This is a genomic window from Pedobacter glucosidilyticus DSM 23534 (assembly GCF_000425145.1).
GTDB classification, from domain to species: domain Bacteria; phylum Bacteroidota; class Bacteroidia; order Sphingobacteriales; family Sphingobacteriaceae; genus Pseudopedobacter; species Pseudopedobacter glucosidilyticus.
The window spans coordinates 205,571-221,471 of the sequence record NZ_AULF01000006.1; the positions used below are offsets into that span (position 1 = coordinate 205,571).

Sequence of the window (15,901 nt, forward strand, 5' to 3'; positions counted from 1 at the left end):
TATTATGATTGTTTGATCACTTTATTTGCATTTAATAATTCTGCTGCTAAGCTAAACATTATTCGATTATATAGAAGTCGATTGCTTAAATGCTAAAGTATATGACATTTACAACACAAAACGGACCACTAGCTATAGCTGTTGAACAAAATCTTGCATGGCTTTACCTGGGCTGGCCGTTTTCATAAAATTCTCGCCAATTAAAAACCCATTAAAGCCTGCTTTTTTTAATATTTTGATAGTTTCTGGACTATCTATAGCGCTTTCAGAAACCTTTAAAAACTCTGATGGAATAGTTTGCGCCAATTGTAATGAGGTATCTATAGAAACTGTAAAATCTTTTAAATTTCTGTTGTTTACCCCAACAACATCTATATATGGGTTTAAGCTGAAATCAAGCTCTTCTTGGCTATGCACTTCTAAAAGTGTGCTTAAACCTAAAGATTTAGCCAATTTTGCAAAAGAAATTAACTCTTCTTTGGTTAAACAAGCGGCTATCAGTAAAATAATATCAGCACCAATAGCTTTGGCTTCAATAATCTGATATTCATCTACCATAAAATCTTTACGCAAAATAGGGATGTTGTTTACCGCTCTTGCAGCCATTAAATCATCCTCATGCCCCATAAAAAAATCATGATCTGTTAACACAGATAAAGCCGATGCACCTGCCTGATTATAACCCATAGTAACTTCTTCTACCGTAACTTGGTTATTAATGATTCCTTTAGATGGCGATTTCCTTTTAAACTCGGCAATAATACCTGTACGTTCTGGATGCGTTAAGAAGTCTTTTAAACTGTAAGTTTCACGTGAAAAAGCTGCTTGCTTTTCTAAATTGGTGATACTGATTTTGGCTTTACAAGCAGCAACTTCTTCTTTTTTGCGTAAAACAATTTTATCTAAAATGTTCATTTATTTTATGAATGAGATAACCAATTATTAATCATTTCTTTTCCATACTCGGTTAAAACCGATTCTGGATGAAACTGAACCCCTCTAACATCTAAAGTTTTGTGCTTAAGCGCCATGGCAACACCATGCTCATCTACCGCAGTAATTTCTAAATCGGCAGGTAAATTTTCTGATTTTACCGCCCAAGAATGGTATCTACCAACTTTAAACTGCTTTGGTAAACCTTCAAAAGTAGGGTCTTCTGCTTTAACAAAAATTTGGGTTGCTGTACCATGTACAGGCTTACTTAGGTTATACAACTCGCCACCAAAAACTTCGGCTATAGCCTGCTGACCTAAACAAACACCCATAATACTTTTTTTGGCTGCATAATTTTTGATAACCTCTAAAAGCAAACCAGCCTCTGACGGTATGCCTGGTCCTGGCGATAATAAAATTTTATCAAACTGTTCTACATCTACTAGTTTAAACTTATCATTTCTCCAAACGGTAGCATCATGCCCCAACTCATGAAGTAAATGCACCAAATTATAGGTAAACGAGTCGTAATTATCAATAACAAGAATCTTCATAACTTAAATTTCTTTAGCCATAAAAATGGCTTTTCTTAACGCTGCAATTTTATTATTTACTTCATTCAACTCACTCTCTGCATCAGAATCTGCAACAATGCCTGCGCCTGCTTGGTAGTGTAATTGGTTGTCTTTACTTAAGAAAGACCTAATCATGATGGCATGGTTAAAATCTCCGTTAAAGCCTAAGAAACCAATGGCTCCGCTATAAAAACTACGTTTTATATTTTCATTTTCATCGATGATTTCCATGGCTCTGTATTTAGGTGCACCGCTAAGCGTACCTGCCGGGAAAGTATCAGCCACAATTTTGAAAGAGTTTACGCCTTCTTTTAAAGTACCACTAACTTTAGAAACCAAATGAATCAAATGCGAATAAAATTGAGCTTCTTTATAAGCCTTAACCTCTACATTTTCGCAATGTCTACTTAAATCATTACGGGCCAAATCTACCAACATCACATGCTCTGCAGACTCTTTCGGGTCGTTCATGAGTTTCTCTGCAATGGCTTTATCTTCCACATCATTACCAGATCTTTTAAAAGTTCCGGCAATTGGGAAAATGCTTGCTACACGGTTTTTAATGGTTAATTGCGCTTCTGGCGATGACCCAAAAATTTTAAAACTTCCGTAATCAAAATAGAAGAGGTAAGGAGACGGGTTGATAGATCTTAAAGCTCTGTAAACGTTAAATTCATCACCCCTAAATGGCGTTTGAAAAGCTCTTGAAGGTACAATTTGAAAAACATCACCTCTGTAAATGTGCTTTTTCATTTTCTCTACCAAAGCTTTAAACTCCTCATCCTTTAGGTTTGATGTTTCCTCACCATCAACATAAAACTTATACTCTGGGAAATTTTTGTTTTTAATAAGGTATTCTATCTTTTCTAAACCAGTGCTTTCTTTATCAAAATCTGTTTCGTTTTTGATGATATAAAGCTCGTTTTTGAAATGGTCTATCGCGATAATATACCTGTAAACGTGGTATTGCATGGTTGGGATAGAACGGTCTTTTCTGGTATCAGCTTTAAGCTGGATATCTTCAAAATAAGTAACCGCTTCATGCGTAAAATAGCCAAATAAACCATCGGTTATAAACTTTAGGCTAGCATCTGCATTGCTTTCAAAGCTATTTCTGAAAGCGCTAACCTCATCAACCAAATTAAAGGTGCCTTTTTCTTTTCTGATGAATTTATCATCTGGAAAAGTTGACGTAAAAACATCATTTTCTAGTTTGATACCAGCTATAGGGTCGCAACAAACGTAGCTCATGCTATTTTCTTTGCTATGGTAATCAGAGCTCTCTAGCAGTAAGGTGTTTGGGAAAACATCTCTTAGCCTTAAGTAGATACTAACAGGCGTTGTAGTATCTGCCAGTAGTTTATGATGAATAATGTTGATTTTATATTTTTCCATTTTTATGCTTTTACCTGATGAAACAAAAAAACCCGACAGTTTAGCGTCAGGTTTTGATATTTGTTTAGGTTTGGGTTGAAATTCAATTTTTCTTCAAATACAATAACCGATGCTACATATTACTGTACCACCACCACTTTAAAGTATTTGTTTTTATAATCATTGTGCAGCAAAAATATAAAGAAATTTGAATTACAAAATTTTTTCTTCAAAAAACTGATTTACCCAAACTTACATATTCCACCAAGGGTTTCTATCTTTCATGGTAAAGATAGCCGCTAAAATAATCAGCAAGGCAATAGAGTAGAAAACTCCAATAGCTTTATGTTTTGCTTTAGCCTCAATAGCTTTTTTAGATTTAGAGTGCCCAACTGTAATTAAAACAATAGCAATAATCATCATGCTGATGTGTTCTACATTCCAGTATCTGGTTACAGGATTACTCATTTGAGAGAAATCTACGCTTGGGCTCATGAAATACAATACCAAACCTAAAACCAATTGTATGTGTGCCGATATCAAAGTAAATAAATTGATTTTTCTATTTCCCTCTGTATAGGGCTTGCTGCCAGCTGTTAAAGATTGAACGATTGCAACTAAAATTAAAATTAAGACAACATATCTTAACAAAGAGTGGGTGTGTACTAATCCGGTATACATATTTAATTGTTTTAACTACCAAATATAAGAGAATAAACCTGTTAATTGTTTTTAAATTTACTGCTAAAATAAAATCAGCTACCTTTACAAATAAGACATTTTTATGGAAGAAAATCCTTGGCAAATATTAGAGAGCAAAGCTATTTACGATAATCCTTGGATTAAGATTACCGAACATCAAGTAATTAACCCAACTGGAGGGAAAGGCATTTATGGCGAAGTACATTTTAAAAATTATGCTATCGGGATTATTGCCTTAGATGAGGATGATCAAATATGGTTGGTAGGCCAATACAGGTTTCCGTTAAAAGCTTACAGTTGGGAAATACCAGAAGGTGGCGGACCATTAGATGTCAATCCACTAGCCTCAGCAAAAAGAGAACTGCTAGAAGAAACTGGTTTGGTTGCACAACACTGGGAAGAACTTTTACGTATGCACCTTTCTAATTCTGTTTCCGATGAATTGGCCATTATTTATTTAGCTCGAGATTTTGAACAGTTTGAAGCCCAACCTGAAGAAACAGAAGAACTTTTAGTAAAGAAAGTTCATTTTGAAGAAGCTTACCAAATGGTTTTACGTGGCGAGATTACAGATTCTATGAGTGTTGCAGCCATTTTAAGACTAAAATTGATTAAAGCCAAATTGTAATGCAAAACCTGTTTCTTTTGTGTGTATGTATGATTTTATGCTCTTGTGGCCTACAAAAAAGCAGTCAGCGAGTACTCTTAAAAGAAGATTTTTCAAATCTGGATACTAACAAAATCTGGCTAATTAAAAGCCATACTTTCGCTAATAATTTAGCTGTTTTTAATCCGGATAATATCCAAAATAAAAATATTTTAGAGCTAGTGCTTAGCCGGGCAGATAGCAGCAAAACTTCTTCTAAAAGCTACGAAGGAGCAGAAATTAGAACTCGTCGTAAATACAAATACGGCAATTTTAAAGTTCAATTAAAAGCTCCAAAAGGTAGCGGTATCGTTTCTGGCTTTTTTTTGTACTTTCCGCATAGCTCAAAATTTAAAGAGATAGATTTTGAATTTTTGGGTAAAGATACTTGTAAAGTTTACCTCAACCATTGGATAAATAAGCAAGATAATGGTAAAGCGTTAGATATTCCTTTTGCTTTCCAGAATGGATTTCATGAATACCACTTAGAATGGAGAAAAAATTTTATTGCTTGGTATGTGGATGGAAAAGAGCTTTATAGAACTCAGAATTATATCCCTAAAAGAAGCATGCACCTAGTTTTTAACATTTGGATAAGCAAGCATGAAAACTGGGTGGGTAAGTTAGACGAAAACGCTTTACCAGCTATTTTCCAAATAAAACAGGTTGAAATAAGTAAATAAAGCGTTTTTCTTAATTTAAATTAATCCTCTAAATTTGATTTTTGATAAAATAAGATGAATAAATTATTTGGCTATTTGCTAAGCCCTATCCATTACTTTGTTTTTTTCTTAGCACTAGTAATTTTTCAACCTATACAATGGTTAAGTTTAAAATTGGGTGGTTATGGTGCTCACAAAAAATCTGTTGATATTTTAAATTTCTTTTTGGTGACCTCTTATTATTTGTTGGGAATAAGAGTGAGTTTTTATAACCCTCAAAATCTCCCTACAAACAGGCCTATTATTTTTGTAGCCAACCACCAAAGTATGTATGATATACCTCCTTTAATTTGGTTCTTAAGAAAGTATCATGCAAAGTTTATCTCTAAAATAGAACTCACTAGAGGCATTCCTTCTATATCATTTAACTTAAAATATGGTGGGGGCGCCAATATAGATAGGAAAGACTCTAAACAATCTATCATTGAAATAGCTAGACTTGGCGAAAGGATGAAAAAAAATACTTGGGGAGCAGTTATTTTCCCAGAAGGCACCAGAAGTAAAAACGGAAAAATGAAAGATTTTCAAATTGGTGGTATAGCCACACTTTTAAAAAAAGCACCTGATGCTTTAATTGTACCTATTGCTATAGAAAATTCTTGGAAGGTTGTACAAAACGGATCTTTCCCTTTAAATGCTTTTGAGTACCTAAAATTTAAGGTTCTTAACCCTATAGAACCTAAAGAAGCACCTCTTGAAGAAATTATACTTAAAGCACAAGGCGTTATTAAACAGATTGTTGAGAAAAAATAATTTTTAAAAGGGTTTTAAACGAAAAAAGTCTTCAAACGGGGAGAATGAAGACCTTTATACTAACCAATTATAAACCTGTTACAAATATAGGTTTATTATCATTATCTCAAACAACGTTAACATTATTTAACATTTTGATAATACAGTAATAATAATGTTGCATAAATAAAAAAGCCCTCGTCCGGTTGGAGAGGGCAATTAGGCTATAGTTGGATAGTTTAATATTTAAATATACGTATTTTTATAAAAGTTGCAATATTTTATTAAAAAAAGTTACAAAAATTATGAAATTATCATTTTAAATTTTTTAAAAAGTATTTATTATAACTTTTTATTGCTAAAAATATAATGTCTTTCTGGCGTGATGCATTGATTTAAGGGAATATCAAACTCATCTGCTACGAGATTTTCTTTTAAAGGAGGAAATAAAGATAGTCCTATTTTCAAAGCATCTTTCTTACAGGTACTTAAAAACCTATCATAAAAACCACCTCCATAGCCAATTCTATTTCCATCTTCATCAAAAGCTAAAAGCGGGACAAAAACAACATCAATTAAATCACTTTGAATAAGATGCCCATAAACAGGTTCTGGTATCTGATATTCATTTTTGCGCAAAACAGTTTGATAATGATCAAAAACTACATTTTCTAGTTTTGACTCTTTAAAATTAGTTCTCGGGATAACAATTTTTAGATTGGGGTATTGATATTTAAAAAAGGAAAGTATCTCAAAAGTATCAACCTCGTTATTTTCTTTAATAGGGAGGAAGATATGTACATATTGATAAGCAGCCCAGTTTATGGTTTTAACATGTTCTAAAATTTGATCATTTAAATCCCAAAATTCTGCTTTGCTGAGGTTTAAACGCTTTAACCTCATTTGACTTCGAATTTCCTTTTTCAAATTCTGCATGGCTATTTAAAGCTCTAATATAAAGATTACAAATAAAAAACGGCCTCTGTTTCAAAGAACCGAGACCGTAATCAACCTAAACCTAAATATGAAATCTTAATTTTTTACTCTTTCTATATAACTTCCTGTTGCAGTATCAACCTTAACTTTATCACCTTGGTTAATAAATAAAGGCACTCTAATTTCTACTCCGGTTTCAACTGTAGCTAATTTAGTTGCGTTTGTTGATGTATCACCTTTAACCGCCGGCTCTGTATAAGTAATTTCTAACTCTACCGAATGTGGTGCTTGTGCCATAATAGGCTCCTCGCTTTCAAAAGCGATGATAACATTCATACCTTCTTTTAAGAAACGGGCAGCATCACCAAATAAGAATTTAGGAATATTAAATTGCTCATAAGTACGGTTATCCATCACCACAAAGAAATCAGCATCATCATATAAATACTGATAGTCATTAGTTTCAACACGGCAAATTTCAACCTCTTCATCAGTACGGAAACGATACTCAACCAATTTACCGGTTTTTACGTTTCTCATTCTTGCCTGATAAAATGCTCTTAAGTTACCTGGTGTACGATGAATAAATTCTTCAACAGTCACTAAATCACCGTTAAATCTTAAGATATTACCGTTTTTAATTTCTGATGCTTTTGCCATGTTGTAATGTTTATTTTGGGGTGTGCAAAGGTATAATTAAATATTGTATATAGCAACAATAATGCTGTGTTTATGTTTAAGCTTTATGATTTGTAATTTGCTAAGTATAAATGGTTTTCAGAGAAAGAATACTCTTGCGGCTGGTTAGAACCTATCAATATTAAACGATTTTGTGAGTATTTTTTAATCATTTCCAGATACCAATTGCTTCCTTGCTCGTCTAAATTGGCAGTTGGTTCATCTAAAATTAAAATAGGTGTATCAGATAAAAATGCTAATGCCAATTTTACCCTTTGTTTCATCCCCGAAGAAAAATATTTTACAGCTTTATTTTTATTAGCCGCCATATTTAAGATGGCTATAACATCATCATCAGATTGATGTAAGAACCGCTTTTTGAAAGAGAAATGGAATTTTATAATTTCCTGAAGTGTAAAATCTTCTATCAATTCTAAATAGGGTGCAGCTATACTGATATGCTCGAAAATATTTTCTACCTCTATCGGGTTTCCTTCACCATCTTTATAACTAATGATGCCAGCACTAGGAGCTAAAGATCCAGAAATGATTTGCAATAAAGTTGATTTTCCAGAACCGTTAATTCCTAACAAAGCATAAGCATTACCAGAAGAAAAGGTATAGTTGATTTCTTTAAAAATCCACTCGCGGTTAAAGCGCCTGCTTACTTGGTTAAGAATAATCTCCATAAAGAGATTTTAAGAATTTCCGAAGCCTTTCATGACCCCTCTATTAGAGTTTCTGATGAAATTAATAATCTCATCACGCTCTTCTGTTGGTTTGAAATCAGCCTCTATAATGTCTAAAGCTTTGGTTACATTATTATGCTTAACAAAAAGTACACGATAAATTTCTTGTATTTCGTTAATTTTTTCTGATGTAAACCCTCTTCTTCTTAAGCCAACGGAGTTGATACCTGTATAAGAAAGTGGTTCGCGAGCAACTTTTACATACGGCGGTATATCTTTACGTACCAAAGAGCCTCCAGTAACAAAAGCATGAGAACCAACTTTACAGAATTGATGTATAGCAACCATGCCAGCAAGCACTACATTATCACCAATGGTGATATGCCCAGCAAGGGTTGTATTATTAGAGAAAATACAATTATCTCCAACTTCGCAATCATGCGCCACGTGGCAATAAGCCATTAATAAGCAGTTTTTACCCACTTTTGTTTCCCATTTATCATTAGTGCCTCGGTTAATGGTAACATATTCTCTTATAGTGGTATTATCACCTATAATGGCTAAGGTTTCTTCGCCAGCATATTTTAAATCTTGCGGAATAGCAGAAATAACGGCACCGGGAAAGATTTTACAATTTTTACCAATTCTAGCACCATCCATAATGGTAACATTAGAACCTATCCAGGTTCCCTCGCCAATTTCTACGTCTTTGTGTATAACCGCAAAAGGGTCTATAACTACGCTGTTAGCAATTTTTGCTTGTGGGTGTATGTAAGCTAATGGTTGTATCATGAAGCTGTATTGGTTTCTCTAACTTTACTAATTTGCGCCATCATTTCGGCTTCTACCACAACGGTTTCACCTACCATACCAATACCTTTCATTTGTGCAATGCCTCTTCTAATAGGTTCCATTAAATCACATCTAAAAACTATGGTGTCTCCTGGTAAAACTTGTGCTCTAAATCTTACTTTGTCTATTTTTAAGAAATAAGTAAGGTAATTTTGGGGGTCTTCTACTGTACTTAAGACTAATATACCTCCTGTTTGCGCCATGGCTTCTATTTGAACTACTCCGGGTAAAACAGGTGCTCCAGGGAAGTGCCCTTTAAAGAACTCTTCATTCATGGTTACGTTTTTAACCCCCACAACATAAGTTTTGGTAAGTTCTAATATCTTATCGATAAATAAAAACGGTTGTCTGTGTGGCAAAATCTCCATGATTTTAGTAATATCATAAAGCGGTTTTGCTTGTGGATCATACACATGCTGCGTTTTTTTCTTTTTTTCTTTTTTGATGGCTGCCTTTATCTTCTTTGCAAAAGCTACGTTTGCAGCATGGCCCGGACGAGCAGCCATAATATGCCCTTTGATAGGTGTACCTATTAAAGCTAAATCGCCTATCATATCTAATAGTTTATGTCGGGCAGGTTCGTTTTGGTAACGCAATTCTATATTGTTTAGAATGCCTTCTCGGGCTACTTTTATCTCATCACGATTAAAAGCTGCTGCTAATTCTTTAAGCTCGTTATCTTCTATTTCGTGGTCTACAATAACAATAGCATTGTTAATATCACCACCCTTAATAAGGTTATGCTTTAAAAGCATTTTAAGCTCGTGTAAAAAAACAAAAGTTCTGCAAGAAGCTATTTCATCATTAAACTCGCCTATACTTGAAATGGTTGCGTGTTGACTACCTAATACGGGAGAGTTATAATCTACCATACAGGTAAATCTATAATCATCCAAAGGCATAGCTACCATTTCTACTTTTCTATCATCCTCAGAATAATGGATGTTATGAGGAATATGGTAATACTCTCTATCTGCGTCTTGCTCTAAAAAACCTACCGATTCTAATGCTTTTACAAATGCTATGGAGCTGCCATCTAAGATAGGAACTTCTATACCGTCTAATTCTATCATCACATTATCTACATCACAACCCACTAAAGACGCTAAAACATGTTCTGTAGTGCTTACGCTGGCTCCGTTTTGTGATAATGTGGTGCTTCTTGCTGTATCGGTAACATTATCAACATCTGCATCTATGATAGGTTGGCCGGGTAAATCAACTCTTTTAAATTTGTATCCATGATTTTCAGGAGCTGGTTTAAAAGTTAAGGTAACTTTTGCACCAGTATGTAATCCTACTCCGCTTACGCTAATATCTGATTTAATAGTTCTTTGCCTAAGATTCATACTGTAGTGTTATTTATTAATGGTATTATCTTGAAGTTCTTTAAGCATACGCTGTAAGTCTTCAATTTTTTTCTCCATTTCTGGGAGCCTTTGGATAATTACCTGAGACCGCATATAATTTTGATAGGTGGTTGCTGGCGCACCTCCCCATTTTTTATTCTCTTCTTCTATGGATTTATTGATACCTGATTTTGCTTGTATTTGCGTACCCTTAGCTAAGCTGATATGCCCTACAACACCCACTTGCCCACCAATAATACAGTTTTCGCCAACTTTTGTACTGCCAGAAACTCCCGTTTGCGAAGCAATGACGGTGTTTGAACCTATTTCTGCATTATGTGCAATTTGTATCAGGTTATCTAATTTAACGCCTTTACGGATGATGGTAGAGCCCATAGTTGCCCTATCTATACAAGTATTAGCACCAACTTCTACCCAATCTTCAATAATAACATTACCAATTTGACTTATTTTATGGTAAGAACCATCTGCTTGTGGAGCAAAACCAAAGCCATCACTACCTATTACGGCATTACTATGGATGATAACATTATTTCCTATGATACAATCGTGGTAAACTTTTACCCCAGAAAATAAAGTAGAAAAAGCACCTACTTCTACATTATCTCCTAAAAAAGAATGAGGATATATTTTTGCTCCATCACCAACTTTTGCATTGGCACCAATATAAGTGAAGGCACCAATAAACACATCTTTCCCGATAACAGCATCTGGGTGAATAAAAGATGGCTCTTCAATACCTACTTTATTTAATTTAAGAGTATTGTATTTCTCCAGTAAAACAGAGAAACTGCTGTAAGCATCATTAACCCTGATAACAGTTGTATTAACTGGTTGGGTTAACTCTAAATCTTTATTTATAATTACCACAGAAGCTTGGGTAGTATAAAGGTGAGATTCATACTTAGGATTAGCTAAAAAAGAAAGACTACCTTCATTGGCTTCTTCAATTTTTGCTAACTTAAAAACTATTGCGTCTGGATTACCTTCTATGGTTCCATTAAGCAATAAACTAACCTCTTTTGCGGTAAATTGCATTTGGCAAAATTAACTGATAATATGAAATGAACAAATTGTTAGGTTAAAATACAAGCTAACAAAGTTATACTTTTAAATAACAAAGGAAATTTTTTGTAACCACTTTTGATAAAGCCTCTAGGTTAGAATTATCAGAAACCGCCGCTATATCTTCTATAAGCCCACTTTTTAACAAAACTTTTATACTACCATTTCCTATTTTATAAGCCATATTGTTGATGGTATCACTAAAAATAAAATACTCAGACTCTTCATCACTGATAGCCAATTTTTCTATTATATGAGCTTTTATGGTAGCAACTCTAGCTTCATCTGGCAAAGCATTATCTATTTCTACTTTATAAAGGTTTCTTTGGATAAGATTTTTACAAAGGGTACTTAAAATAAAATCATCATGATTTTGCCATACTTTCACTGCTGCCATCATATCATGGTCGTCTAATTTTGCGAAGTAAGAAAGATGCTCACTATCTTCTGTAAATTCATGGGCTAGGATATCATGATATAAAAAATGACTTAAAGCTGGTGTTGCAAAAAGGTTTACATTTTCCTTAGCCAATGCCCTTGCTCTTTTTAAAATTTTAACTAATAATTGCTCGGCCGCAACCACCGTTTTATGTAGGTAAACCTGCCAATACATCAGCCTACGAGCTATTAAAAACTTCTCTATTGAATAAATACCTTTTTCTTCTACCACTAAAGAGCCATCCTTTACATTCAGAAGCTTTATAATACGGTCTGAGCTTACCATACCCTCAGTTACGCCACTAAAAAAACTATCGCGGTTTAAATAATCTAAACGGTCTAAATCTAATTGCCCTGAAATAAGTTGTGATAAAAACTTTTTAAGATAACTATTATTGAAAATAGCCAAAGCCATATCCAACTTACCATGAAACTCTTGGTTTAAACGAGACATAAATAAGCGGCTTATGCGCTCGTGAGAAACATTTGGGACCAAAGAATGCTCTAAAGCGTGTGAGAAAGGCCCATGACCAATATCATGAAGTAAAATAGCGATACAAGCAGCTTCTGCTTCTTCTGGTGTAATTTCATGCCCTTTCGTTTGTAAATGCTCTATTGCCAATTGCATTAAGTGCATAGCCCCTAAAGCATGGTGAAAGCGTGTATGTAAAGCTCCTGGATATACCAAATGTGTCATCCCTAATTGCTTGATATATCTCAAGCGCTGGAAATAAGGATGCGCTATCAAATCAAAAATTAAATCTGTTTTGATGCTGATAAAACCGTAAACCGGATCGTTGATAATTTTATTCTTATTCAAAGGAAATTATATAAGGCACAAATTTTGTTATTTTTATTGATGCTGTATGCATTAATATACAATATTTACAGCATTTTTATATTTTAACTGATAATAGAAAATAAAGATATGCAAACAGCCAATATTTTATGGGCAGATGATGAAATAGATCTTTTAAAACCACACATTTTATTTCTTAACGAGAAAGGATACCATATTGATACTGCGACTAACGGAAATGACGCTTTAGAAATTTTTAAATCAAAAGATTTTGATTTGGTTTTTTTAGATGAGAATATGCCTGGTTTAACTGGCTTAGAGACTTTAACCTCTATTAAAAGTATTAATCCAGATATTCCGGTAGTGATGATTACCAAAAGCGAAGAAGAATACTTGATGGAAGACGCCATTGGTGCAACCATAGATGATTATTTAATCAAGCCTGTAAATCCTAAACAAATACTATTAACTATTAAAAAGTTGATTGATAATAAGCGTTTGATTAGCGAAAAAACATCTATGGCTTACCAACAAGATTTTAGAACACTTGGTATGACCTTGAATGATAATTTAAACTATCAGGAGTGGATTGATGTATACAAAAAAATACTGTTTTGGGAGCTTAAACTAGAAAAATTAGAAGATGCCGGTATGCATGAAATTTTAACCATGCAAAAGGCAGAAGCAAACGCCCAGTTTTGCAAGTTTGTGGAAAAAAATTATGCTACATGGATAAATGACCAAGATAACGGACCAACATTTTCGCATCAGTTATTTAAGAAAAAGGTTTTTCCGGCTTTAAGCGAACATATTCCAACCTTTTTTATTGTGATAGATAACCTACGTTACGACCAATGGAAGGTGATTAACCCATTAATTACTGAGTATTTTAGGTTAGAAGAAGAAGATAGCTATTTCAGTATCCTGCCAACAGCAACACAATATGCCAGAAATGCCATTTTTTCTGGACTTTTACCGCTAGATATGGAAAAACGTTTTCCAAACTTATGGCAAAATGATGAAGATGAAGGCGGTAAAAATCTACATGAAGAAGAGTTTTTACAAGACCAAATTAAACGCTTACTCCGTAAAGATATTAAATTCTCTTACCATAAAATATTAAATCAAGACCAAGGAAAAGACTTAAACGATTCTTTGTCTAACCTGCTGGATAATGATTTAAACGCTATTGTTTACAATTTTGTGGATATGCTATCGCATGCCAGAACAGATATGCAAATGATTAAAGAATTGGCTAATGATGATGCTGCTTACCGCTCTTTAACATTAAGCTGGTTTGAGCACTCGCCATTATTAGATCTTTTGAAAAAACTTTCGCAGAAGAAAGTGAAAGTAATGATTACCACTGACCATGGTACCATAAGGGTAAAACATCCCAGCAAAGTTATTGGCGATAGAAATACCAATACCAACTTACGCTACAAACAAGGCAAAAACTTAAACTATAACAGCAAAGAAGTGTATCATGTAAAAAACCCGCATGAGATACAATTACCAAAATTGCATGTAAGTTCTAGCTTTATTTTCGCTAAAGAAGACAGTTATTTTGTATATCAAAACAATTATAACCAATTTGTTAACTTTTATAATGAAACGTTCCAACACGGTGGCATTTCTTTAGAAGAAATGATAATTCCGTTTGTAACATATAAGAATAAATAAATTATCGCTTATTTTTACGATATGCAAATAAGCGTTAAGAGTTTATCAGAACTTACAGAAGCAGCAAAACAAATTATAGAAGCTGCCGGCGAAGAGAAAATTTTTACTTTTTATGGGGATATGGGAGCCGGTAAAACAACTTTGATAAACCATTTATGCAAGCATTTGGGCGTAGTAGAACATACTTCTAGCCCTACTTTTTCTATTGTAAACGAGTATAAAGGAAGCCATAATACCATTTATCATTTTGATTTTTATCGTATTAAAAATGAAAGTGAAGCTTTTGATTTAGGTTATGAAGACTACTTTTACTCTGGACAATATTGCATGATAGAATGGCCAGAAAAAATAGCCGATTTAATTCCGTACCATCACGTAAGAATTAAAATTTATCCTGTTACAGAAACAGAAAGATTAATAGATATCCAGAAAATCTCCTGATATGAGTTCAACCCTGATGAGCGGTTTTTCTGAAGTGGCCAAACAGGCCCTTTACCAGCCTCAAGAGGCTATGGCCGAAATTAAAAGTAAAAAAAACCAACTCTTTATTGGTATTCCTAAAGAAACCTCTTTCCAAGAAAACAGGATAGCTTTAACGCCATTATCAGTAGCCCTACTGGTTAATAATGGTCATAAAGTAGTTATTGAAGCTGGTGCAGGTTTGGCCGCAAATTTTTCTGATAAAGATTATTGCGAACAAGGTGCCCATATTGTTTATGATACCAAAGAGGTTTACCGGGCAGATATTATTTTAAAAATTGCACCACCAACAAAAAGCGATATCGAAATGATGAAGCATTCGCAGATTATTTTTTCTGCATTGCAAATGGCTACCATCAACAAAGAAGATATACAGGCTTTAATGGCAAAAAAAATTACGGCTTTAGCTTTTGAGTATATCAGAGATGATGGAAATGTTTTAAGCGTAGTGCGGGCTATGAGCGAGATTGTAGGTGCAACCTCTATTTTAATAGCTGCCGAATATCTAAGTAATGTTTATGGTGGCAAAGGTTTAATGCTAGGTGGTGTAACGGGAGTGCCGCCTACAGAAATTGTGATTTTAGGAGCTGGTACCGTTGGCGAATATGCTGCCCGTACCGCTATTGGCTTAGGTGCCGAGGTTAAGGTTTTTGATTCTTCTTTATACCGATTGAGACGACTTCAAAACAATATTGGAAGTAGGGTTTTTACATCCGTTATACAACCTATTGTTTTGGAAAAAGCTATCAGAACTTGTGATGTAGCCATTGGTGCTATAAGAGCATCACATGGCAGAAGCCCATGTATAGTGAGCGAAGAAACAGTAGCTAAAATGAAACCTAATTCTGTTATTATAGACGTAAGTATTGATCAAGGTGGTTGTTTTGAGACATCAGAAGTTACCAATCATAAAAACCCTGTGTTTAGAAAATACGATGTGATACATTATTGTGTGCCTAATATAGCATCAAGAGTAAGTAGAACAGCAACTTATGCACTTACCAACATTTTTACGCCAATTTTAATAGATATTGGAGATTTAGGTGGTATCAATAACCTCATTTGGGAAAAACACGGAATCAGAAATGCTGTATACATCTTCCAAGGTTCTATGACTAATAAAGATTTAGCAGAGCGTTTTAATTTACCTGTTAAGGATTTAGATTTACTGCTTGTTTCTAATCGATAAAAAAGGGGCTTATTTTTTGTAATCATTTAAAAAAATGA

Annotated in this window: 17 protein-coding genes; 6 read left to right on the forward strand and 11 right to left on the reverse strand. The window is 34.0% G+C overall.

Features of this window, described 5'->3' with window-relative positions; all coding sequences use genetic code 11:
* Positions 1–132 precede the first annotated feature (132 nt).
* From trpC to H510_RS18090, 4 genes are all read right to left on the reverse strand, one after another.
* Positions 133–915 (reverse strand): indole-3-glycerol phosphate synthase TrpC, encoded by a 783-nt coding sequence (trpC, locus tag H510_RS0102370; RefSeq protein WP_026902848.1) that lies wholly within the window; start codon positions 913–915, stop codon positions 133–135.
* Between the two features lie 5 nt (positions 916–920).
* Positions 921–1,487, reverse strand: coding sequence for an anthranilate synthase component II (locus H510_RS0102375; protein ID WP_026902849.1), 567 nt, complete (start codon positions 1,485–1,487; stop codon positions 921–923).
* A gap of 3 nt (positions 1,488–1,490) precedes the next feature.
* Positions 1,491–2,903, reverse strand: coding sequence for an anthranilate synthase component I family protein (locus H510_RS0102380; protein ID WP_026902850.1), 1,413 nt, complete (start codon positions 2,901–2,903; stop codon positions 1,491–1,493).
* 231 nt (positions 2,904–3,134) lie between these two features.
* On the reverse strand, positions 3,135–3,563 hold the full coding sequence (locus H510_RS18090) for a hypothetical protein (RefSeq protein WP_036691626.1): 429 nt from the start codon (positions 3,561–3,563) through the stop codon (positions 3,135–3,137).
* 103 nt (positions 3,564–3,666) lie between these two features.
* On the opposite strand from H510_RS18090, the gene H510_RS0102395 reads away from it, so the two are divergent.
* Genes H510_RS0102395 through H510_RS0102405 form a run of 3 tightly spaced genes read left to right on the forward strand, consistent with a single transcriptional unit; the run spans position 3,667 to position 5,705 of the window.
* Positions 3,667–4,212, forward strand: a complete 546-nt coding sequence (locus H510_RS0102395; RefSeq protein WP_026902851.1) for an NUDIX domain-containing protein — start codon at positions 3,667–3,669, stop codon at positions 4,210–4,212.
* Positions 4,212–4,913, forward strand: a complete 702-nt coding sequence (locus H510_RS0102400; protein ID WP_081659167.1) for a family 16 glycosylhydrolase — start codon at positions 4,212–4,214, stop codon at positions 4,911–4,913. The genes H510_RS0102395 and H510_RS0102400 overlap by 1 nt, the downstream gene beginning before the upstream one ends.
* Before the next feature lie 54 nt (positions 4,914–4,967).
* Complete coding sequence (locus H510_RS0102405) at positions 4,968–5,705, forward strand: lysophospholipid acyltransferase family protein (protein WP_026902853.1); 738 nt, start codon at positions 4,968–4,970, stop codon at positions 5,703–5,705.
* 321 nt (positions 5,706–6,026) lie between these two features.
* Here the strand turns inward: H510_RS0102405 and H510_RS0102410 are convergent, their stop codons facing one another.
* From H510_RS0102410 to H510_RS0102440, 7 genes are all read right to left on the reverse strand, one after another.
* Positions 6,027–6,620: a 5-formyltetrahydrofolate cyclo-ligase gene (locus tag H510_RS0102410; RefSeq protein ID WP_036691628.1), complete on the reverse strand. Its 594-nt coding sequence runs from the start codon at positions 6,618–6,620 to the stop codon at positions 6,027–6,029.
* A 96-nt stretch (positions 6,621–6,716) separates the two neighbouring features.
* Positions 6,717–7,280: an elongation factor P gene (gene efp, locus H510_RS0102415; protein ID WP_026902855.1), complete on the reverse strand. Its 564-nt coding sequence runs from the start codon at positions 7,278–7,280 to the stop codon at positions 6,717–6,719.
* Positions 7,281–7,363: 83 nt separating this feature from the next.
* Entirely contained in the window at positions 7,364–7,987 is a 624-nt protein-coding gene (locus H510_RS0102420; RefSeq protein WP_026902856.1) for an ABC transporter ATP-binding protein, read from the reverse strand.
* Between the two features lie 9 nt (positions 7,988–7,996).
* On the reverse strand, positions 7,997–8,779 hold the full coding sequence (gene lpxA, locus H510_RS0102425; protein WP_026902857.1) for an acyl-ACP--UDP-N-acetylglucosamine O-acyltransferase: 783 nt from the start codon (positions 8,777–8,779) through the stop codon (positions 7,997–7,999).
* Positions 8,776–10,188 carry a bifunctional UDP-3-O-[3-hydroxymyristoyl] N-acetylglucosamine deacetylase/3-hydroxyacyl-ACP dehydratase gene (locus tag H510_RS0102430; RefSeq protein ID WP_026902858.1) on the reverse strand — a complete coding sequence of 471 codons (1,413 nt, stop codon included), beginning with the start codon at positions 10,186–10,188 and terminating at the stop codon, positions 8,776–8,778. Before H510_RS0102430 ends, lpxA begins: the two co-directional genes overlap by 4 nt.
* A 9-nt stretch (positions 10,189–10,197) precedes the next feature.
* Positions 10,198–11,247 (reverse strand): UDP-3-O-(3-hydroxymyristoyl)glucosamine N-acyltransferase, encoded by a 1,050-nt coding sequence (gene lpxD, locus H510_RS0102435; protein WP_026902859.1) that lies wholly within the window; start codon positions 11,245–11,247, stop codon positions 10,198–10,200.
* A gap of 64 nt (positions 11,248–11,311) precedes the next feature.
* The gene (locus H510_RS0102440) at positions 11,312–12,532 is read right to left on the reverse strand and encodes an HD domain-containing protein (RefSeq protein WP_026902860.1); all 1,221 of its coding nucleotides are present in this window, start codon (positions 12,530–12,532) and stop codon (positions 11,312–11,314) included.
* Between the two features lie 108 nt (positions 12,533–12,640).
* Between H510_RS0102440 and porX the strand changes: the two genes are divergently transcribed.
* Genes porX through H510_RS0102455 form a run of 3 tightly spaced genes read left to right on the forward strand, consistent with a single transcriptional unit; the run spans position 12,641 to position 15,863 of the window.
* On the forward strand, positions 12,641–14,194 hold the full coding sequence (gene porX / locus H510_RS0102445; protein WP_026902861.1) for a T9SS response regulator signal transducer PorX: 1,554 nt from the start codon (positions 12,641–12,643) through the stop codon (positions 14,192–14,194).
* Between the two features lie 21 nt (positions 14,195–14,215).
* Positions 14,216–14,635, forward strand: coding sequence for a tRNA (adenosine(37)-N6)-threonylcarbamoyltransferase complex ATPase subunit type 1 TsaE (gene tsaE / locus H510_RS0102450; RefSeq protein WP_026902862.1), 420 nt, complete (start codon positions 14,216–14,218; stop codon positions 14,633–14,635).
* A 1-nt stretch (position 14,636) separates the two neighbouring features.
* Positions 14,637–15,863 carry an alanine dehydrogenase gene (locus tag H510_RS0102455; RefSeq protein ID WP_026902863.1) on the forward strand — a complete coding sequence of 409 codons (1,227 nt, stop codon included), beginning with the start codon at positions 14,637–14,639 and terminating at the stop codon, positions 15,861–15,863.
* Positions 15,864–15,901: the final 38 nt, after the last annotated feature.